The following is a 19795-nucleotide window of genomic DNA, read 5'->3' as shown; positions in this document are numbered from 1 at the left end:
CGGACGAGCTGGTGATGCTGCGCGACACCGTGCGGCGATTCATGGATGCCCACGTGCATCCGATCGAGGAGAAGTTGGACCATGACTCCGTCGGACTACCCCGCGAACGACTCGTCGAGCTGCAGGCCGAGGCCCGCAAGCTCGGACTGTGGTCGCTGCAGACTCCTGAGGAGTACGGCGGCGCCGGGCTCGGCGTCCTCGGCCAGGTAGTGGTCGCTGAGGAAGCCGCGAAATGCCGCATGGGAGCCTTCTTTCCGGCCCTCGGTGCGTTCGGCGGCAATCCTCCCAACATCATGTTCAAGGCGTCGCCCGAGCAGTTCGACAAGTACGCCAAGCCGATCGTCGACGGCACCATGTCCAAGGCGTACACCGCGATCACCGAGGCATCCGGTGGGTCGGATCCGGCGCGGGCGATCAAGCTCAAGGCAGTGCGCGACGGTTCAGGCAACGGCGACTACGTACTCAACGGATCCAAGATGTGGATCTCCCACGCCCCGGACGCCGACTGGGGCGTGGTTTACGCCCGCACCGGCGAAGGCCGACAGGGCATCTCGGCCTTCATCCTGGAGAAGGGCTCCCCGGGCGTCACGTTCAGCCGCATCCCCGTGATGGCCTCCTTCGCGCCCTACGAAGTGAACTTCGACAACGTCCGGATACCGGCGGACCGGTTGATCGGCGAAGAGGGACAAGGCTTTTCGCTGGCCAGCGATTTCCTCGTGCACGGCCGGATCATCTATGCCGCAGGCCCCATCGGCATCGCACAGACCGCACTGGACCTGACCTGCCAGTGGACCAGGGACCGCGACGTGTTCGGCGGCAAGCTCGCCGACAAGCAGGGCATTCAGTGGATGCTGGTGGACAGCGAGGTGGATCTACGGGCGGCGCGACTCCTGATGTACCAGGCGGCGTGGAACGCGGATCTGGGCCGCAACGTGCGGGTGGACGCGTCCGTCGCCAAGATGTACGGCACCGAGGCCGCCTACCGGGTGATCGACCGCTGTATCCAGATTCACGGCGCGCTGGGCATGTCGACCGAGCTGCCACTTGAACGCTGGTTCCGTGATCTGCGGGTCAAGCGACTCGGCGAAGGTGCCACCGAGGTTCAGCGCGAGGTCATTGCCAGGGCACTATTGAGATAGTTATACAGTTAGCTAGTTTCTGTTTCAGTAGGAGGCATGTGCGCTACAACCTGATGTTCCCGATGCGGGCGGTCAAGCACTGGAACCGGTGGTGCGAGGGCGCCGGTATCGGCGACGTCGCGCGACTGGTGGAAGAGGCCGGTTTCGATGCGTTCTCGATGTCCGAGCACCCGTATCCGGACAAGGAGTGGTTGGCCACCGGTGGCCACCATGCCTTCGACCCGTTCGTCTCGCTGAGCTTCGCCGCCGCCGCCACGACCCGCATCCGGTTGATGACCTACCTCCTGGTCTCTGGGTATCGGAGCCCCTACCTGACGGCCAAGGCGGCCGCGAGTTTCGATCTACTATCCGGCGGTCGCTTCACGCTGGGCACCGGGGCGGGCTACCTAAAGTCCGAGTTCGAGGCGCTCGGAGCGGATTTCGACGGACGCGGCGCTCTGCTCGACGAGGCCATCGCGGCATGGAAGGCGACGTGGGCGGGTGTCGACCATGACGGCCCGGCGTTCGGCGTGAGCGGTCACGTCGCGCTGCCGCCGCCTCTGACCATGGGCGGTCCCCCGGTCTGGATCGGCGGAAACGGCAAGGCCGCCCAGCGCCGGGTCGTGGAGGTGGCCGACGGCTGGATGCCGATGGCCGCGTCCGGGGAGATGGCTGCGATCACCCGGGCCCGTCCACTCGAGGACGTCGAGACGCTTGCCGACTGGGTCGGCGCGGTCAACGAACGGCGGGCCGAGTTGAGCAGGGAGCCTGCCGACGTTGCCTTCGTCCCGTTCGAGGCCGACCTCCTCGCCAGCGGAGACTGTGGCCCATTCACTGCTGCCCTACGATCCCGGGTGGACGCCTACGGCGAGGCCGGCGTCACGTGGATCACGATCGAACCGTCGAGTCGGAGCTTCACCGACTTCCGCGCCGACGTCGACGTGCTGGCGTCCCAGCTCGTTCACCGCTGAGGGCGATGCGATGACACTGCCCGATCTCGTCCTCGTCCACGGCGGGGAGCACGCCGGTGACTGCTGGGATCTGGTCGTCGCCGAATTGCGCCGTGAGGCACCGGAACTGCGCGTCCTCGCGGTAGATCTGCCGGGTCGCGCAGGAACTCCCGGCGACCTGTCGACCGCCACCATCGGGGAGTGGGTGGATTCCGTCGTCGCCGACATCGACGCCGCGGGTCTGGGCGACGTCGTGATCGTCGGCCACTCGATGGCCGGGGTGACGGTGCCCGGCGTGGTGACCAAACTGGGCGCATCGCGAGTGCGGGAGATGATCCTCGCCGCCGCGTTCGTACCGCCACACGGCCAGGCGATCGTGGACACGCTCGGTGGCCCGCTGGCGGTGTTCGCCCGGTATGCCGCGAAGGGCCGCAGGCCGATGAAGATTCCCGGCTTGGTGACCCGTTATGCGTTCTGCAACGGCATGACTCGGGAGCAACGACGACTGACCATGTCGACGTTGTGTGCCGAATCGCCCAGGATTCCCGGCGAACGGGTGGACCGCAGCGAAATGCCCGACGGCGTGCCGCGCACCTGGATCCTGACCACCAGGGACCGGGCCCTGTCGCAGAAGTCGCAACACGCCAGCATGGCGGCACTCGGCGGGGTGCAACAGGTCATTCCCGTCGAGGCCTGCCACGAGGTGATGTTCAGCCACCCGGAACGATTGGCTCAGATCCTCCTCGACCGGTGCCGACTGCGACAGCTCGACGAAGGGGCCTAAAGAGATGCCGACGTCGTTCTTCATCGCAGACGGACAGGGTTATCTGCCAACGTCACTGGCAAGAGGACCGTGGGGTCCGTCGCTCAGCGGCAACTACATTGGTGGCTTGCTCGCGCGAGCGGTCGAGCAGGAAGTCGACGATGTCGGCCTCCAGCCAGCCCGGCTGACCGTCGACCTGCTCAGGCCCGTGGCGCTACAACCCCTGCAGGTGCATGCGTCGGTCGTGCGTGACGGCCGTCGACTTCGCCTGGTCGACGCCGTCATGACTCAGAACGACGTCATGGTGGCACGGGCCAGCGGATTGTTCCTGCGCCGCAGCGAGCATGCCGCGGACACGGTCTGGACGTCGCCCGTGCCGATGCCCGCGGTCCCGGCTGAACCCCGCGTGTTGCCAGACGACCTGCCCATGTTGCTGCACTCATACGGTCGGGACCCAGTCGCCGGCAGTCCGGGTGTCGGCGTAACGGAGTGGCGACACGACGGGCAGAAGTTCGCGTGGATGCGAGAGACCAAGTTACTCGTCGACGATGAGCCCTTGTCACCCTTCACTCGCGCCATCATGGCCGGAGACGTCACCAGTTCGTTGTCCCACTGGGGCACTGCGGGACTGCAGTTCATCAACGCCGATTACACGATCACTCTGAGCCGCTTGCCGGAGGGCGTCTACATCGGCTTGGCATCGATGACGCACTACGGTCACGCCGGGGTTGCTACCGGCACGGCCACATTGTTCGACGAGAAGGGACCGATCGGCAGCGGTATGGCAACGGCGTTGGCGAACCCCGGATTCGCGCCGCCGGCCTCGATGGTGTCGACCTGACCGACGCGGCTTAGAGCTAGGGCTGACCCGCGAGCAGTTCGACGAACAGCCCCTCGGCGTCGGCGACGGTGACGGTCCCAGAGAGCAGCCGCCCCGAGACGAACCGCTTGCGCCCCTCGACGCGGTCGAGTGTGGCGTCGAGCTCGAGCCGTCGGCCGATGGGTGTCACGCTTCGATAGTTGACGTGGATGTAGGCCGTCCGCGACAGGGGCCGCCCTCCGCCCGCACTCAGGCGGCCCAAGATCTCGTTGAACAGCACCGCGTGAGCGCCACCCATGGCAGCTCCGTTGCCGCCCAGGTGAAATCGGGCAAACGTGACGTGTGCTCGCACGTGGGTATCGGTCCACTCGTCGACGACGTGTGGCGGTAGGAAGGGATGTCCCCGGCCGGGGAGGTCCAGTCGGGCACCGGACGGGGCGTCGAGTGGGTCCACCTGATGGGCCGCCAGGGTGTCTGCGATGACCGAAAGTTGGCCGAACACTTCAGCCGCCACCTCGGTGGGTAGTACGGCGCCGACGAATCCATCTTGCACTCGGCGGAATTGGTCGACGAGGTCCGCGAAGTCTTGACCGCCGCGCTGCGACATCGATCCGAGGTGGCCCCAGTGATCGGTCTGACCCGTTCCGGCAGTCAGGTGATGGCTCCTTCGATCTTCAGATCGATCAGGTCATGGTCGTCCATGCCCAGTTCTCGCAGGACCTCATCGGTGTGTTCGGCGAACATCGGTGCTCGGGTCAGCTCGACAGCCGCCTCGTCGAACTTCACCGGATTGGCCACCAGCCGTTGTCTATTGCCTTGAGCATCCTCGACGTCGACGATGCGCCCGTTGGCGATCAACGACTCGTCTCCTGCGACCTCCCAGGCGTCCTGTACCGGCGCCCACTGACCGCCCAGCAGATTCAGCAGTCGCGTGCAGTCGTCGAACGTCCGAGAACCGATCGCGTCGACGAGCAGAGCGGTGGCTTCATCGGTGTTGGCGGCCAACGACTCCAGTGATTCGAACCTCTCATCGTCCGCGGCCTCCCCAAGCCCCAACATCCGGCACAACGGAGCCCAGTAGCGGGTCGGCTGCAACATCGACAACTGGATGAACCGGCCGTCGGAGCATCGGTACGCCCCGGTGAGTGGGTTGCCCGGCGCCTGTGTGCGATGGTCGATCTTCGGCAGTGGGCAGCCGTAGAGCATGGCCAGATTGACGTTGGACTGGTTGGCCCACGCCCCCACCGCCAACAGCGACACGTCGATGAACGAGGTCTGCCCCGTCGACTGCCTTCCATACAGTGCTGCGGCGACCGCACCCGCGATGGTGATGCCACCGATGTTGTCGCCGAACGCGCCCGCCGGCATTCCCGTCGGGACCTCGGAGTCGGTCGGGGTGACTCCTTCGGCGTTCCCCGCCCGCGCCCAGAACGCCGTTGCATCGTGCGCGCCAGTGTCGCAGTCGGGTCCCTGGCTTCCGAAGCCGCTTCCTGCGACGTAGATGATCGACGGATTGATCCGCCGGATCTCGTCGAGATCGATGCGCAGCTTGGCGCGCGCCTGCGGCAGGTGATTGGTCAGGAACACATCGCTGCGCCTGACCAGTTCCTCGAACACCGGACGCGACTGAGTCAGCGCCAGTGACAGACCGACACTGCGCTTACCACGGTTGGGCGCCTCGATCATCGGTGAGAACGAGACCCCCGGTGCGGTGGCAGACCGGCCCGCGACTGTGACGAGACCCCGCTGCGCATCGCCCGTCACGGGGTTTTCGATCTTGATGACGTCGGCGCCCCAGTCGGCGAGCACGGCACCCGCAGAGGGCACGAACGTGAATTGCGCGACCTCCAGGACACGCACGCCCGTCATCGGTTTCTGCATCTACCCACATCCGTCCCTACGTGGCCCGGTATTCACTCGGTACTCAAGCGGATCGCAATGACAACATAGTTTACTAAGTAAGCAATGTCACGCGTACATTCTCAGCACTGCCGGTCGGGCACTCCTTGCCGCGGCAGATCAGCCCTTCGGGAACCACATATATCGTTCTTTGTGGTCTAAGCCACAGATTAAGAGCTAATGTGGTCCAAGTCAAGGTTGTCCAACAGGGTCTGAGGTTTGCAAAGATGGCAGGCGTGTCAACGCGGGCGGGTTCGGGTCGGGCCGCATCCTGGGGTGCCGACGTTCCGGTCGGCGAAGAGCAGGCCAGGGAGCGCCTGCTGGCCGCCGCCGAAGCCTGCTACGCCGAGCGCGGGCCTGGTCGCACCCGAATGAGTGACATCGCCAGCCGGGCCGGTGTCCACCGCCGCACGGTGTACGACTACTTTCCGTCCAAAGATGCGCTTCTGGCGGCGTCGTTCGTCCGCGCCATCAGCGGTGTGCTCGACGCCACCGAATACTGTTGGCACACAGACGAACCCTTCTTGGATCAACTCGTCAACGCAGTCGTGCTCGGTCTCGAGGCGGCGCGCAACTCACCGACGATGGCCTTGCTCATCGGTGCTGACGAACTTGGCCGAACCTTCCGCGCCGCGGAGGCCTCCGAGGCGTGGGGCGAGAACCTCGCCGGGGCACTCGGCCACCGCCTCGAAGAAGCCATGGCGGCTGGTGAGGTCCGTGACGACCTCACCGCCGAGGCCATGGCGCACTGGGTGACTCGGATCGCCTTCAGCCTCGCCGCCGAGCCGGGCAGAGCAGAGGACGGGGGCGACGCCGGTTTGATTCGCGCATTCCTCCCTGCCTGCCTGGCACCGCGGTAGACCTAAGGTGCTCCGCCGTCGGCGTAAATGGTTTGACCCGTCACGAAGGCGCATCGGTCCGAGAGGAGAAAGGCAATGAGGGACCCGACCTCGTCGGGCCGACCAGGGCGGCCCAGAGCCGCATCGAATCCGAAGTCCTCGACGAGCGCCCGCTCCAGCGCCTCCTCGTACGGATAACCCTTGTTCTCGGCGATGTAGCCGCGAATGGCATGCAGGGCGTCGGTTTCCACCGCACCGGGAGCAATGGAGTTCGCCCGGACACCGTCCTTGCCGTGCGCGCGGGCGATCCCGCGGGTGAAGGTCGCGACCGCAGCCTTCAGGCTGGCATAGGGAAGCCGCGGTTCGTGAGGAGCGCGCGCCGAATAGGCGGACGTGGTGACGACCGCGCCTCTCGTCTTGATCAGGTGTGGCAGAGCCGCTTGCACGCAGCGCGTCGTCGCCAGCAGGACGTCGCGGAAGGCCACGTCCCAGGCGTCGTCGTCGGATTCGATCGGCATCATGCCCGCGGTGCCCATCGTCACCGCGATGCCGTCAAGTCGCCCTAGCAGCGTCACCGCCTCCTCGACGGCGTTCACGGCGACGCCGGGCTTGCTCACGTCGAAGTTCAAGCCATACACCGCCGATGCGCCGAGTGCCGTGAGCGTGGCGACCGCCTTCTCACCCCTCGCCTCGTCACGCCCGACCACCGCGATGGCCGCCCCGTCGGCTGCCAGCACGCTGGCACCGGCCAGGCCCATCCCCGCGGTACCTCCGACGAGCAGGTACGCCTTGCCACGAACATTCAAATCCATTGACGAACCGCCGTCTCAATAGTGAACACGTTCGTCAGAACACTAACTTAGCGTCCAATCCAAGACCAGCAAGCCCGACTCCTATTACCGTAAATATTCGGCATTAGCCCTCTCGGCAGTGGTTTGCCTTGAAGTGACACAAGTGCCAGAATTGATCGCGACCGACATCGATGAGTGCCAGCTTGGTCGAAGGAGTGCCACATGGGTACGGATCTGAACGAAGAAGAAGCCCTGCTCGTGGAGACGGTGCGCGCCTTCATCGACCGCGACGTCAAGCCAACGGTGCGCGACGTCGAGCACGCAGGAGAATACCCAGAGGCGTGGATCGAGCAGATGAAGCGCATCGGTATCTTTGGTCTCGCCATCGGAGAGGAGTACGGCGGCTCCCCCGTCTCGATGCCCTGCTACGTCGAGGTGACGCAGGAGTTGGCGCGTGGCTGGATGAGCCTGGCAGGCGCCATGGGCGGGCACACCGTGGTGTGCAAGCTGCTAACGCTGTTCGGCACAGAGGAGCAGAAGCAGAAGTACCTGCCGACGATGGCGACCGGTGAGCTGCGGGCCACGATGGCGCTGACGGAGCCGGGTGGTGGCTCGGATCTGCAGAACATGACGACCACCGCGCTGCCGGCAGGCGCGGCCAGCACGGAACTGGTGATCAACGGAGCCAAGACCTGGATCAGCAATGCGCGTCGCTCGGGGCTCATTGCGCTCCTGTGCAAGACCGACCCCAAGGCCACGCCGCGCCACCATGGCATTTCGGTGGTTCTGGTGGAGCATGGCCAGGGGCTCGTGGTGTCGCGGGATCTCCCGAAGCTGGGGTACAAGGGCATCGAATCCTGCGAACTGTCCTTCGACGATTGTCGAGTACCTGCCGACGCCATTCTCGGCGGTGTGGCGGGCAAGGGCTTCTCGCAAATGATGAAGGGGCTCGAGACGGGCCGCATTCAAGTCGCCTCCCGCGCTCTCGGGGTGGCAACGGCGGCATTGGAGGACTCACTGCGATACGCCCAGGATCGGGAGAGTTTCGGAAAGCCGATCTGGAAGCACCAGGCCGTGGGCAACTACCTGGCCGACATGGCGACCAAACTCACTGCAGCACGCCAACTCACGCTGTATGCCGCGCGTCGCTACGACAGTGGTGAGCGCGCCGACATGGAGGCGGGAATGGCGAAGCTCTTCGCGTCCGAGGTTGCGATGGAGATCGCCTTGAACGCCGTCCGCGTGCACGGAGGTTACGGAAATTCGACCGAGTACGACGTCGAACGCTACTTCCGTGACGCGCCCCTGATGATCGTCGGCGAGGGCACCAACGAGATCCAACGCAACGTCATCGCCAGTCAGCTCGTCGCGCGCGGCGGAATCTGAGAGGACCAGCCGTGGCGTACGTGATCACTCAGAACTGTTGCAAGGATGCCAGCTGCGTGCCGGTGTGCCCGGTCGATTGCATCCGCCCGGTCGGGCCTGCCGGCGAATTCAACGGCACTGAAATGCTTTACATCGATCCGGAGGCATGCATCGACTGCGGCGCCTGCCTGGAGGAGTGCCCGGTCGATGCGATCCATTACGACGAGGATCTGCCGCAGGAACTCGACCGCTTCCGCGACATCAATGCCGCGTACTTCGAGCGGCACCCCTTGGAGCCCGACCCACCTGCCAAGGCCACCCGCGACGATCGGGTTCAGCCGGGGTCGCTCCGGGTCGCGATCGTCGGCGCTGGCCCCGCCGCGTGCTACGCCGCGAGCGCCCTCGTGGGCATCGATGGTGTTGAGGTCGACGTCTTCGAGCGGCTTCCCACTCCCTTCGGCCTGATCCGAGCCGGGGTAGCTCCGGACCATCAACACACCAAATCGGTCGTTCGGGTATTCGAGCACGCCTTGGGCAACAAGCGACTGCGTTGTCATCTCAACGTGGAGGTCGGCACTGATCTGAGTCACGACGACCTCCTCGCGCACCACCACGCTGTCATCTATGCCGTCGGCGCGTCCCTGAGCCGGGACCTCGACATTCCCGGCGAGGAGTTGCCGGGAAATCATTCGGCAGTGGACTTCGTCGGCTGGTACAACGGTCACCCTGACCACGCGCATCACGAGTTCGACCTCTCCGGCGAGCGGGCGGTCATCGTCGGCAACGGCAACGTCGCGCTTGACGTGGCCCGGGTGCTGCTCCTGGATCACGATGAACTATCGAAGACCGACATCGCCGCGCACGCTCTGGATGCGCTGTCCGACAGCCTAATCCGCGAGGTGGTCATCCTCGGGCGGCGCGGGCCCCGGGATGCCGCGTTCTCCGCTGGCGAGTTCCTCGCCCTCGGCCATCTGGCGGGGGTGGACGTGGTGATCGACGGCGACGAGCTGGCGGCGAGCTCCACCGACGACGTCGAAACGGAACTCAAACTTCAGCTCGCCCGCGAGTACGCCGACACGTCCGCCACACCCGGGAACAAGCGGATCGTCTTCCGCTTCTTGGTATCCCCCGCCGAGGTCGTGGGATCCGATCGCGCCGTCGGGCTGCGCGTCGTGCCCAACGGCCTCGACGAAGCCGGCGGCCTCGTCGCGGGCGACCCATCCGACGGCGACGAGTTGATCGAGGCCTCCCTCATCCTGCGGTCCATCGGGTACCACGGATCAGCGATCGACGGCCTGCCGTACGACGCAGCCAAGGGTGTCACGCCGAATGATCACGGAAGGGTCGTGGACGGCGACGGTCAGCCCCTGGATGGCGTGTACGTGACGGGCTGGATCAAGCGGGGGCCCCGCGGCGTCATCGGCACCAACCGCTCGTGCGCCGAGGAGACGGTGGCTCAGCTGCTCGACGACTACGCCGATGGGCGTCTCACGCGCGAGGTCGCCGGCCGCGATGCCCTGATCGAGTTGCTCTCCCACCGAGGGTCGAACCCGATCGTCTGGACCGGCTGGCGGGCCATCGATGCGGCGGAACGCAAGCGCGGCAACGAGGAATCACGGCCACGGGTCAAGTTCGTCGACGTCGCCGAGATGGTGTCCGCGGCTCTGAGCTGAAGCGAAACGCGCGCCGACTGTGGGCTCAGCCCAATTGCCTGAGCAGGTCCGCGGTCTGGAGGTCCTCGACCGCGACACACGCACGCCGCCAAGCGGCTTCGGCGTTTTCTTCAGCCTGCAGGCCCGGCCAGGCGATGGTCATCGCCGTCGCGTCCCAGGCTTCGGCCGCGAACAGCCGGTAGCGCTGATAGGCGGCATCCAAGCTCGGGACTTCCGCAACTCCACCTGCCCGCAACCCCTCGAGATATCGCTCCAACAGTTCCCGCTCGTGTTTGCGACGTATGTCGGGGTCGAGCCCCGCCGTCATCCAGTACGCCACCTCCCGCAAGCCCGGGCCCTGCCACACCACCTGCCAGTCCAGCAGGCCCGAACGACCATCCGGCATCGAGTAGGTGTTGCCCAGATGCGAGTCACCATGCAGCAGTGTCAACGGGCCGACTTCGAACTCGCGGTAGTACGCGTCGATGTGATTGTCGAGCGCCGCGGCGACGGCACGCACCGCAGGTGTCTCCTCGGGCCGGTTCAGCCGCAACGCGCCCCGGCGACCACGCGAATAGAACAGCTTGAGGACCTGGTTGCCCGGCCGGGTGCTCCACGTCTTGGCCCAGGACAGATCGGAGGTGAACCGCGAACTCTCCCAGAACTGGGCGTGCAGCCTGGCGAACGCATCGACGAGGCCTCGCGCGTGGTCGATTTCGCAGCGGTCGGCCAACGCGTACGGCGTGGCCCCCTGCGTGACGAGGTCGTCGAGAACGATGAGGAAGCGGGCACCGACGCCGGCACGGGAGTACCAGCACTTGGGCACGATGCCCTCCAGTTCGCCCGCCGCCTGCTGGTAGAACTTCACCTCGTTGACGGCCATGTCCAACGCCGCGACCATCACCCGGTTCTTGGCGGTCAGCGGGCTGCTCTTGACGAACAGGTTGGCCGGAAGTCCTGCGGCCTTGCCTGCTTGATCCCACTCCACCACCAACCGACGCCGGTCGGTGGTGCCGGTAGTACCGTCTAGCGATGCTGCCGATAGTGCCACGGCGCCTACGGCTTTCCCGAGCTGCTCGGTGAGCCACCGTGCGGTGACGTCGGACGATTTCGTCGGCCCGCTGGTAGGTACGCGGGGTGACACGGCGGCGGCAATCTGCCCCAGGGCTCGGGCGTTTACCACGGCGTTCGCGATGTTCAACTCACGCACCGACGCCATAGCGCTCGAGTTCGTGGGCGAGCATCCCCTCAACGGTGGGGGCAGGCGGTTCGGGCAGCGATACCTCGGCTTCCCGGGTCGGCAGCAGCACCACCGCCGTGCCAGGAGTGGTCACTTCACCCCGCTGGTTCTCGCACCGAACGGCGAGGTGAACCTCGTTGCCCGCGTTCGTCACTCGCTTGTCGACGACCTCGCCTCGGACCCAGGTCACGTCGCCCTGGTAGTTGAACTTGCGGTGCTCACAGCGCAACTTCCAGAGCCAACCGTCGTCGCCGATCCAGTCCGTCAGTAGGTGGCACAACCACGTCTCCCGCATCCCGCCGTAGTCATAGCTGTTGGGGAGACCGAGTTCCCGCGCCCGCGCGGACTCCCAATGCAGCCGCTGCACGGTGTCGGGAACGTTTAGTTCGTTCGGCGGGTACAGCCCCGGCGCCTTGCGACGGACCTTGGCGGCCAGTCCGAAGGTGCCGGGCGGCGTCAGCTGCATGCCCCATCCCATGTGCCACACCACGACGTCGGTAGTGGTCAGTGGTCCCTTGACCCGCTGCGGCAGGGCCTCGCCGATCTCGACGTCCTCGAAGTAGCGTGGCTCCGAACCACGATGCGCCTCGGCCGCGTAGGCGGCGTCGATCTCGGCGAGCTGCTCGGGCGTGTAGGGATTCTGGACGAGCTGTTCCTTCGCCCGCTTCTTCGACGCGTCGCGCTCGGCGTTGATCCAGGTGCCGCGACGGACGGCGTGCATGTCCCCTTCACCGGTGAAGTACAGGTAGTCGAGGGTGACGTGCGCGGTCCGGCCGCCGAAGCGCGACGTCTTCTCCTCCACGCCCACCTGGGCCTCCAGCACGCGGCAGCGGTCGCCGGCTTGAAGTGGCCGCCACCACTCGAACTCCATCACGGCCTGATAGGAACCCAAGCCCGCGAACGGATCTCCCTTGAGTAAGGCCTTCGTCTCCGGGTCCGGCTTTGGCGCGGCGTCCTCGCCCATCGTGTAGAGGAAGGTGGGGGGTGCGACCAGTCCGGCCCAGCGTGTGCGCGCGGCGTAGTCGGGGTCGCAGTACAGCGGATTGTCGTCGCCGTAGCCGAATGCGAAGTGCCGCAATCCGTCCCAAGTGACCTCGTAGTTGTGCGGCTTGTTCTGTTGCGGGCGCGGCACACCCAGCCGCAGCCGGGACCTCGCGAACGCATCGTCGGTGAGCACGCCGAACGCCTCGGCGGATTTCTCCGGAACAGTGGTCACTTATATGCCTCCCCATCGAGGGCGAATCGGATAACGCCGCGTCACTTATCTAACTAAGTGTACTTAGCAAGGTCGCATTCCGGAAGGCATTCCATCGTTATCGGGAGGGCACTCGCATCGAGCGCCAGGCACCCATCGGCCAGACGTCCTGATCCTCGCCGTAGACGGTCCTGCAGTCCACCGTGAATTCCATCAGCGAGTTCACGCACACACTGGTGGCGGTTGGCAGGATCATTCGGCTGACGGCTCTGCCCTGTGCGCTGAACGGTCGGCCGTCGTCGTCGACGACGTCCACCGCCATCTCGGTGATCCAGTGTTTGACCGGGTCGCGCAGAAGTCGTCGGGTACCCGAGGCGACGTAACGGACGTCATCCTCGCGCCGGAGGTAGCCGGCATAGACGACGTCGGTCCCGTCACTGCCGGGTGTCGAGTAGGTCAGCAACGAGGTGTCGGCATCGGCGAGCCAGGTGTACGCCATTGGTTGGTAGCCGCGTTCGCGGCGCGGACCCCAAGAGCGATCCCGCATGGCGAAGCAGTCGATGTCGATGCGGTTGCCATCGAGACGCAGGTGCCCGGTGACGCGTCCGGTCTGATCGAAGTGCGAGGCCTTGGGGTAGGGCGGGGTTCCTGGGCGAAGCGGAACCGGACGCTCAATCCCGTTGAACTGCAGGCGAACTTCAAGGCGATCACGGTCGTCAAAGGCCAGATCGTAGACCCGCCCGGCCTCGACCATGGTGACCGAGTTTCCGTTCGCCAACACGACGTGGTGGGCGTCGGCTGCCGACGGTGGCTTGAGCCAGTTGAACTGTTCGAAGAATGGGATCTCCCAGGGGTCGGTGCCGCTGGGGTCCCAGATCCAGCACCCACCGGCGGTCACACCGGCGTTGGGCCGGACGCCCGAGTAGAGCCACCCGCCGAGGCCGCGTTCGGGAGCGAAGAACGAAAACCAGTAGGTCTCATTGAAATAGAACTCACTGCCAGGGTCGTGGAGACCGTCATCGGATGGCATGAACTGCTCGGAGTTCGGCACGACGGGGATGGAGAGCGCACTCGGCCGGGACGGGTCGGCCATCATCGCTGCGCAGGCGACGCCGACGCGGTGATGGCCTCGGGGATGAAATTGGCGGTGCCGCCGGACTGCCCGAACCCCATGAGTTCGCGCAGCCACGGACTCAGGGTGGCGCGCAGGTCCCTCGGAATGCCGCGGTGCCATTCGAACTGCGGAGCCAGGAAGGAGCGAGCGAAGAACGCGAAGGCACCCGAGCGCGGCGTCGCTCCGGTGTTGTGGCCGGTCTGGTGGTAGATCCGGCCCTCCATGAGGATCATCGACCCCGCTGGCCCGCACAGTGGGATCGCGTCGGGATGGGTTCCGACCCAGGCCGGCGGGCCGTTCTCACGGTGCGTTCCCGGCATGTAGCGAGTGGCGTTGTCGGGCGTGAAGGCGTCGATCGCGAACGCCACGTTGAGGGTGCATGGGTAGGGCGGCCATGGCGCCGGGATGGGGTTCTGGTCGGCGTGCAAGGCCATGGCACCCGCGCCCGGCAGGGTGGTGTTGGACGAGAAATTCGACAACCGGACGCTGTCACCGAGCCAGCCGGTGACCGCCGACCGCAACGCAGGAAGTTCGAGCATTTCCCGGAAGACCGCATCCTTGCCAGGCAGGTTTCCGACGCGAATATTGAGTTCGTCTGGGTCATAAGCGGATCCGCGGACCTGGAAACCGCTGGCCTCGTCTTCGCGGGCGCCACGCTCCAAGGCCTCCTTGGCCCGGGCGATCATGTTGGAGCTGATCACGTCCTCTACGACGGCCACTCCGTCTGCTTCGAGCGCCGCGCTCACGCGTGACGCAAGATCCTCGTCCGAAACTGCGAGGTACTCAACCATTGCACTGCCCTTCCCTTCGATGCGCACGGCTCATGACCGCTCCAGAGGATCAAACGTGCGCTCTGCCAGCACGCCCATCGCCGGTCGCAGGATTTGCATCTCCCGCAGGGTCCGGCGGTGGAGCACCCGAACCACCGACGTGACATCGATCGAGTCCGAACCGAACCGGTCGAGCACTTCGGCGATGCCCTGGGCCACCGACTCCGGTCGGGCGCCCAGCAGATCGGCGAGGTCGTCGAGATCGGCCACCTCGGCGGCGCTGCCGAACCGGTCCATCTCGCGCAGATACTTCAGCATCCTGGCGACACCCTTGCTCCGCAGAATGACGAACGGGTCCGTGCTGCGGGGGACGATGATCTGACCCAGCTGGGTCAGCGCTGCGTCATACCACCAGCCGAGTTCCGTTGTGGGTGCTTCGAGTTCCGCAGGCCGCTGCAAGCCGATGTCGAGGACCTCGGCCATCGCGTCGCCGAACAACCGACGGTGCAGTGCGGTGTAGATCAGCGCATTACCGACCTCCCCGAGAGGGTCGGAGTGGCCGACGGAGCGGTGACTGAGCACCAGAATCCTCAGCTCGGCGAACACCCGGTAGTACTGCACGCGGGAAATGTCCACCGGCCTGCCGCTGAACCTGGCGTAGTCGTCGAAACGGTCGATGAGGTCGGTGAACGGCTCCTGTACCGCGCGGACGCTGACCCACGCCAGATCGTCGTGGGGGTCCCCGAGGTGAGCCAACTCCCAGTCCAGCACCGCACTTACCCGGCCGTCGCGGTAGAGGAAGTTCCCCGGTCCGGCGTCGCCGTGCACGATGACCACCGGCACTTGCGCAGTGGGAATGTTGGCCTTCAGCCAGGCGAAGCCGACCTCGATGAGCGGATCGGGCGCTGCCTCGCTGGTGCGGTAAAACGTTTCCCACCGGTCGATCTCGATGGCGACGTGGCCCGGTAGGTCACCCACCTTCTCCCCCTCGTCGAGACGAAGTTCGCTCGGGTCCAGGTCGTGCAGAGCGGCCAGAATCCGCATGAAGTCCGTAGCGACCGCGACGCGCTCATCGCGATCCTTCAGCCGCGAGAACCACGTCTCGCCAGCTACGCGCTCGGCGAGGATCGCCTGCTCTTTCGGGTGGACGGCATAGATGTGCGGCGCGGGTACGGCACTGCCCGCCATGGCAGAGAAGAACGCCGCCTCCCGACTGAGCGTGAACGGATCACCCGTCGCGGACGGATCGGCGCGGTCGTAGCGCAGGAAGAGTTCGCGCGTGGAGCCATTTGCATACTGCACGTCGACGAACCAGGCTTCTCGTCGGCCACCGCCGGGACGCCTGTCCACCGAGGTGATGGTGGCGCCGAGAACGTCCTCAACCCAGGCCAGCATGTCGCTACTGAGAGTCGAGGCCTCATCCGCGTGCGTCGTTACCGTCATCGTTGCCCGTCCACCCGCCTGTTGAGACTCGTCATGTGTTGGAGTACTTCGGTTTACGACCGTCGCGGAACGCGGTCATCGCTTCGGTCTGATCGAGGGTCAGCGCAGTCAGTACCTGTTGTCGGTTCTCGAGTTCTATCGCTGCATCGAAGGACGGGATCTCCAAGGACAACCACATGGCCTGTTTGGTCAGAGCCAGCGACAGCGGGGGCGCTTCCAGCAGTGCGTCGACGGTCTGCGCCACTCGATCGGACAGCTTCTCGGCTGCCACCACGTCCGCGACGAGTCCGATCCGCAGCGCCTCCGCCGCGTCGAACCGCCGACCGGTCAGCATCAACTCGTGTGCCCGGCCAGCGCCCACCAGCCTGGGCAGCATCCACGACGTTCCGATGTCGCAACCCGAGAAGCCGACCCTGATGAACGACACCGCGAATACGGCGTCTGCCGAGGCGAGCCTGACGTCACAGGCGCACACCAAGGCCAGACCACCGCCGGCGGCGGCGCCGTTGACCGAGGCGACGACCACCTGGGGCAGTGACCGGATGCGCTGAACGAGCGAGGCGATGTGACGCTGCACCGTCAACTTCCCTTGGACGGCGCCGCTTTCGACGTCATCTCCGTAGCCATTGAGATCAAGGCCTGCGCAGAAGCCGCGCCCGACACCACGGAGGACGACGACCCGGCAGTCCTGGTCGGTGCCGGCTTCCGCCAGCGCTTGATGCAAGGACTCGACCATCGTCGCGGTCAGGGCGTTCAGCCGATGCGGCCGGTTCATGTCGATGGCGACCACCCCGGCACGCGGCCGTGACAGCACCACCTCCGGGTCGGGCCCTAGGGCATTCACCACGTCGTACACATCAGCACTAGCACCCGAATCACCCTTCCTTGCAGCATGTTTCCTGCACCGACTGCCTCCATGTGGCAGCGCTGAGCAGCGGGCGCGACTTGGGCGCCGCGGCGGCAACCCCATTGACTCCCGAAAACATACAGCTGTATGTTACATCTGGTTATGGCCTACGTCACGTATTTGACGTGATGTGACCCGTATCGCCCGGTGCTCTTCAATGGAGGAACGATGACGTTTGCGCTGACCGTGCCGCCGACCCCGCCTGCACTGCTGCATCCCAGCGGCGTCTGGTTCTTCAACTGGGTCATCCCGATCCTCGGGGGGCTGGTCGTGCTGCTTGCCGTGATCGACACGGTCCGTCGCCGACGCCTCACGTGGGGCTTCCTGTTTCTGACCAACAGCATGTTGGTGTACTGGATGGAGACGGTCGGAGATTGGGGCCAGCAGCTGGTCTACAGCCCCACCTTCGCCCAGCACCACCTTCTGGACTGGCTGCCCCTCAAGACCCCCAACGATCCGTTGTTCATGCCGTTCGCCTACGCCTGCTATTGGACCGTCCACGCCTGGCTCGTTCTCAAACTCGGCCAGTTCCTGGTCCGCCGCTACGGCTGGAGCCTGCTCAAAGCCATTGCCGTGCTGGCCATACCAGTGAACTACGCTTGGGACTTCCTCGTCGAAGCAACCGCCGCCGCGATGGGCTGGTGGGTCTACGACCCAGGCATCGGGCCGCACATGGACTTCGCCAACGGCGGCAAGTTCACGCTGTTGTGGACCATCGGGATCATGTCGTTCTGGCCCAACCTGATCGCCTACTGGGCGGGGAAACCACCGATCCGCACGCTGAACCACTTCGAGCGCTTCCTCGGGTTGCGGAGGTTCACCCAACCCAAACCAGCGCCTCCGGCGGCGGCGCGGACAGAACCCCGTTCAAGCGGTTCCACCCTGGTCGCCGACCAACGCACGACGCCACGGATCGATCGAACCGCCGAGTTCGACGGCTTCCTCGACTACCAGGTCACCATCTCGCGGTGGAAGTTCGAACTCGCCCGATTCGGGTCCTGGTTCGTAATCTTCCAGATCTCGTTCTTCACCATGACCGTGTTGCCGCTGCTCGTCATGCGCGTGGCCACCGGCAGCCACAGCATCTACGTCCCGTGACGAAATAGGAAGAGCACCAATGACTCCCCTCGACGACGAGCGCGTGCAAGCGATGATGCAGCCGCCCTCGACCTCCGAAGCTTTGCGACGCGAGACGTTGTACATACTTCTGACCTGCTTCGGGCTGATGGCAATCCTGTTCGCGGTGGTCTACCTGTGGCCACGGTGACGGCCGGGTCCCTGACCGGTCGGGTCGCTCTCGTCACCGGCGGGTCCCGCGGGGTGGGCCGGGGTATCGCCCTGCGACTGGGCCGTGATGGGGCGGCGGTAGCCGTCAACTACCGCAAGGACGCCAATGCCGCCCACAGCGTGGTCGCCGAGATCACCGCCGCAGGTGGGCGTGCGAAGGCGTACCAATCCTCCGTGACCGACGAAAGTGCGGTCTTGGGAATGCTTTCGGCGGTGAATGACGATCTGGGTACTCTCGACCTACTGGTCAGCAACGCAGGCACTGCGTCGCGCGGCACCACGATCGCCGACACCGACCTCTCGGAATACCAGCGCCTTCTCGACGTACACCTGCTCGGCCCGTTGGCCCTGATCCGGGCGGCTCTGCCGCAACTGCGGTCGGCGGGTCGAGCTGACGTCGTCACGATATCCAGCACCATCACCCGCGAGTTCCACAAGGGCGCTGCGGCATACACCTTGGCGAAGAGCGCGCTCGAGGCGGCGGCGCTCACGCTTGCGCGCGAGGAGCGTGACCACGGCATCCGGGTGAACATCGTCGCGCCGGGCCTCGTCGCGACCGACATGGGCGAACGGCTCGCCACGGCTATGGCCGGAGCCACCATCGCCGAGCTCGAACCGTCCTATCCCTTCGGCCGGACCTGCCGCCCGGCGGATGTCGCGGGAATCGTCGCATTCCTCGCCTCCCAGGACGGGGAATACATCACCGGCCAGCGCATCACCGTCGATGGGGGCAGCCCCGATGCCAGCCTGTTCAGCTAGTCGCCACACCCGTTGGACGTCAACCACAGTCACCAAGGAGCAGCTCCGATGACCACCGCCGACGACCGGACCGCGCAGGCCAGCGCCACCATGAACTACGACTACACCGCAGCGCAACCCGCTGGCACACACTTCGCGAAGTACGACGCACTCAGGTCGCAATCACCCTGGTACCGCAACGACTTCGGACCCGGTTTCTGGGAGGTGGTCAACCACGAAGGAATACTGCAGGTACTGCAGGACCCGCAGACCTTCTCCAGCAGTGTGGTTACCGCGATGGACCCCGATCCCCAGTACAAGTGGATTCCCGAGATGCTCGACGGTGACGAACACCGGCAATGGCGCCGCCAACTCGGTCCGCTCTTCGCACCCGGCGCCATGGAGCGGCTCGACGACACCGTGCGCCGTCGCGCGATCGAATGCGTCGACGCCGTCGCCGCCAAGGGAAGCTGCGACTTCATCGCCGACTTCGCGGGGCAGTTCCCCACCACCATCTTTCTCGAGATGATGGGTCTGCCCGCCGAGGAACTAGAGCAGTTCATGCAGTGGGAGAACGCCATCATGCACAGCACACCCGACGCTGCGGGACGCGACAATGCCGCCAACGCCATGGGCGCGGTCATGGGCCGGTTTGCGACGGTCATCGCCGATCGGCGTGCCGATCCACGCGACGACATCGTCAGCGAGGCAGTGCAATACGAGATCGACGGCAATCCCGTCAGCGACGCCGACCTGTTGTCGTTCTGCCTGCTGATGTTCATGGCCGGTCTCGATACCGTCACCGCGACGCTCGGCTGGACGTTCTGGCACCTGGCGGGCAATTCTGCCGACCGGCAGAGGATCGTGGACTCCCCCGACACCATCCCGACCGCCGTCGAGGAGT

General features: G+C 65.6%; 20 protein-coding genes. 11 read left to right on the top strand and 9 right to left on the bottom strand.

Annotated features, from left to right (window positions below):
- Window positions 1–14: 14 nt before the first annotated feature.
- From QOD90_RS18060 to QOD90_RS18045, 4 genes are read left to right on the top strand one after another with little or no spacing between them, the layout of a single operon-like run.
- The gene (locus tag QOD90_RS18060) at window positions 15–1139 is read left to right on the top strand and encodes an acyl-CoA dehydrogenase family protein (RefSeq protein WP_526352168.1); all 1125 of its coding nucleotides are present in this window, start codon (window positions 15–17) and stop codon (window positions 1137–1139) included.
- Between the two features lie 53 nt (window positions 1140–1192).
- Window positions 1193–2089 (top strand): LLM class F420-dependent oxidoreductase, encoded by an 897-nt coding sequence (locus QOD90_RS18055; RefSeq protein WP_526352166.1) that lies wholly within the window; start codon window positions 1193–1195, stop codon window positions 2087–2089.
- A gap of 10 nt (window positions 2090–2099) precedes the next feature.
- Complete coding sequence (locus tag QOD90_RS18050; protein ID WP_526352146.1) at window positions 2100–2852, top strand: alpha/beta fold hydrolase; 753 nt, start codon at window positions 2100–2102, stop codon at window positions 2850–2852.
- Window positions 2853–2856: 4 nt separating this feature from the next.
- Window positions 2857–3672, top strand: coding sequence for an acyl-CoA thioesterase domain-containing protein (locus QOD90_RS18045; protein ID WP_526352144.1), 816 nt, complete (start codon window positions 2857–2859; stop codon window positions 3670–3672).
- A gap of 16 nt (window positions 3673–3688) precedes the next feature.
- On the opposite strand, the gene QOD90_RS18040 is transcribed toward QOD90_RS18045, so the two are convergent.
- Window positions 3689–4258 carry a PaaI family thioesterase gene (locus QOD90_RS18040; RefSeq protein ID WP_526352142.1) on the bottom strand — a complete coding sequence of 190 codons (570 nt, stop codon included), beginning with the start codon at window positions 4256–4258 and terminating at the stop codon, window positions 3689–3691.
- A 44-nt stretch (window positions 4259–4302) separates the two neighbouring features.
- Complete coding sequence (locus QOD90_RS18035) at window positions 4303–5532, bottom strand: CaiB/BaiF CoA transferase family protein (protein WP_526352140.1); 1230 nt, start codon at window positions 5530–5532, stop codon at window positions 4303–4305.
- 245 nt (window positions 5533–5777) lie between these two features.
- On the opposite strand from QOD90_RS18035, the gene QOD90_RS18030 reads away from it, so the two are divergent.
- Complete coding sequence (locus QOD90_RS18030; protein WP_526352138.1) at window positions 5778–6410, top strand: TetR/AcrR family transcriptional regulator; 633 nt, start codon at window positions 5778–5780, stop codon at window positions 6408–6410.
- Window positions 6411–6412: 2 nt separating this feature from the next.
- On the opposite strand, the gene QOD90_RS18025 is transcribed toward QOD90_RS18030, so the two are convergent.
- A complete protein-coding gene (locus tag QOD90_RS18025) occupies window positions 6413–7201 on the bottom strand; it encodes an SDR family NAD(P)-dependent oxidoreductase (RefSeq protein WP_526352136.1) in 789 nt (262 codons plus the stop codon).
- A gap of 201 nt (window positions 7202–7402) precedes the next feature.
- On the opposite strand from QOD90_RS18025, the gene QOD90_RS18020 reads away from it, so the two are divergent.
- Both QOD90_RS18020 and QOD90_RS18015 read left to right on the top strand, forming a co-directional pair.
- Window positions 7403–8566, top strand: a complete 1164-nt coding sequence (locus QOD90_RS18020; protein ID WP_526352135.1) for an acyl-CoA dehydrogenase family protein — start codon at window positions 7403–7405, stop codon at window positions 8564–8566.
- 11 nt (window positions 8567–8577) lie between these two features.
- On the top strand, window positions 8578–10218 hold the full coding sequence (locus QOD90_RS18015; RefSeq protein ID WP_526352133.1) for an FAD-dependent oxidoreductase: 1641 nt from the start codon (window positions 8578–8580) through the stop codon (window positions 10216–10218).
- Window positions 10219–10243: 25 nt separating this feature from the next.
- Here the strand turns inward: QOD90_RS18015 and QOD90_RS18010 are convergent, their stop codons facing one another.
- The 6 genes from QOD90_RS18010 to QOD90_RS17985 all read right to left on the bottom strand — a co-directional run bounded on the left by QOD90_RS18010 (window position 10244) and on the right by QOD90_RS17985 (window position 16806).
- Window positions 10244–11407 carry a protein kinase family protein gene (locus QOD90_RS18010; protein WP_526352131.1) on the bottom strand — a complete coding sequence of 388 codons (1164 nt, stop codon included), beginning with the start codon at window positions 11405–11407 and terminating at the stop codon, window positions 10244–10246.
- The gene (locus QOD90_RS18005; RefSeq protein WP_526352129.1) at window positions 11400–12653 is read right to left on the bottom strand and encodes an FAS1-like dehydratase domain-containing protein; all 1254 of its coding nucleotides are present in this window, start codon (window positions 12651–12653) and stop codon (window positions 11400–11402) included. The genes QOD90_RS18010 and QOD90_RS18005 overlap by 8 nt, the downstream gene beginning before the upstream one ends.
- 97 nt (window positions 12654–12750) lie before the next feature.
- A complete protein-coding gene (locus QOD90_RS18000) occupies window positions 12751–13725 on the bottom strand; it encodes a DUF7064 domain-containing protein (protein WP_526352127.1) in 975 nt (324 codons plus the stop codon).
- Window positions 13725–14465, bottom strand: coding sequence for a phytanoyl-CoA dioxygenase family protein (locus QOD90_RS17995; protein ID WP_526352126.1), 741 nt, complete (start codon window positions 14463–14465; stop codon window positions 13725–13727). Before QOD90_RS17995 ends, QOD90_RS18000 begins: the two co-directional genes overlap by 1 nt.
- Before the next feature lie 102 nt (window positions 14466–14567).
- Complete coding sequence (locus tag QOD90_RS17990) at window positions 14568–15911, bottom strand: phosphotransferase family protein (RefSeq protein ID WP_526352124.1); 1344 nt, start codon at window positions 15909–15911, stop codon at window positions 14568–14570.
- 79 nt (window positions 15912–15990) lie between these two features.
- Entirely contained in the window at window positions 15991–16806 is an 816-nt protein-coding gene (locus QOD90_RS17985; protein WP_526352122.1) for an enoyl-CoA hydratase/isomerase family protein, read from the bottom strand.
- A 228-nt stretch (window positions 16807–17034) separates the two neighbouring features.
- Between QOD90_RS17985 and QOD90_RS17980 the strand changes: the two genes are divergently transcribed.
- The 4 genes from QOD90_RS17980 to QOD90_RS17965 all read left to right on the top strand — a co-directional run.
- Entirely contained in the window at window positions 17035–17964 is a 930-nt protein-coding gene (locus QOD90_RS17980; protein ID WP_526352120.1) for a hypothetical protein, read from the top strand.
- Between the two features lie 19 nt (window positions 17965–17983).
- Window positions 17984–18133: a hypothetical protein gene (locus QOD90_RS17975; RefSeq protein WP_526352118.1), complete on the top strand. Its 150-nt coding sequence runs from the start codon at window positions 17984–17986 to the stop codon at window positions 18131–18133.
- Window positions 18121–18912 carry an SDR family NAD(P)-dependent oxidoreductase gene (locus QOD90_RS17970; RefSeq protein ID WP_526352116.1) on the top strand — a complete coding sequence of 264 codons (792 nt, stop codon included), beginning with the start codon at window positions 18121–18123 and terminating at the stop codon, window positions 18910–18912. Before QOD90_RS17975 ends, QOD90_RS17970 begins: the two co-directional genes overlap by 13 nt.
- A gap of 48 nt (window positions 18913–18960) precedes the next feature.
- The coding region (locus QOD90_RS17965) for a cytochrome P450 family protein (protein ID WP_526352114.1) at window positions 18961–19795 on the top strand (835 nt) is incomplete at its 3' end.

It is taken from the genome of Mycobacterium sp. (assembly GCF_032161845.1).
In the GTDB taxonomy this organism is placed as follows: Bacteria; Actinomycetota; Actinomycetes; order Mycobacteriales; family Mycobacteriaceae; genus Mycobacterium.
The sequence above is the reverse complement of the archived record's forward strand: the minus strand, read 5'-3'. Positions and strand labels throughout refer to the sequence as shown.

Excerpts from the sequence above, each read along its gene's own strand:
- QOD90_RS18060 (WP_526352168.1), top strand. The coding sequence starts at position 15 with ATGCTGCGCGACACCGTGCGGCGATTCATGGATGCCCACGTGCATCCG.
- QOD90_RS18025 (WP_526352136.1), bottom strand. The coding sequence starts at position 7,201 with ATGGATTTGAATGTTCGTGGCAAGGCGTACCTGCTCGTCGGAGGTACC.
- QOD90_RS18050 (WP_526352146.1), top strand. The coding sequence starts at position 2,100 with ATGACACTGCCCGATCTCGTCCTCGTCCACGGCGGGGAGCACGCCGGT.
- QOD90_RS18040 (WP_526352142.1), bottom strand. The coding sequence starts at position 4,258 with ATGTCGCAGCGCGGCGGTCAAGACTTCGCGGACCTCGTCGACCAATTC.
- QOD90_RS18055 (WP_526352166.1), top strand. The coding sequence starts at position 1,193 with ATGTTCCCGATGCGGGCGGTCAAGCACTGGAACCGGTGGTGCGAGGGC.
- QOD90_RS18000 (WP_526352127.1), bottom strand. The coding sequence starts at position 13,725 with ATGGCCGACCCGTCCCGGCCGAGTGCGCTCTCCATCCCCGTCGTGCCG.
- QOD90_RS18030 (WP_526352138.1), top strand. The coding sequence starts at position 5,778 with ATGGCAGGCGTGTCAACGCGGGCGGGTTCGGGTCGGGCCGCATCCTGG.
- QOD90_RS18035 (WP_526352140.1), bottom strand. The coding sequence starts at position 5,532 with ATGCAGAAACCGATGACGGGCGTGCGTGTCCTGGAGGTCGCGCAATTC.
- QOD90_RS17990 (WP_526352124.1), bottom strand. The coding sequence starts at position 15,911 with ATGCTGGCCTGGGTTGAGGACGTTCTCGGCGCCACCATCACCTCGGTG.
- QOD90_RS17975 (WP_526352118.1), top strand. The coding sequence starts at position 17,984 with ATGACTCCCCTCGACGACGAGCGCGTGCAAGCGATGATGCAGCCGCCC.
- QOD90_RS17980 (WP_526352120.1), top strand. The coding sequence starts at position 17,035 with ATGACGTTTGCGCTGACCGTGCCGCCGACCCCGCCTGCACTGCTGCAT.
- QOD90_RS18045 (WP_526352144.1), top strand. The coding sequence starts at position 2,857 with ATGCCGACGTCGTTCTTCATCGCAGACGGACAGGGTTATCTGCCAACG.
- QOD90_RS18020 (WP_526352135.1), top strand. The coding sequence starts at position 7,403 with ATGGGTACGGATCTGAACGAAGAAGAAGCCCTGCTCGTGGAGACGGTG.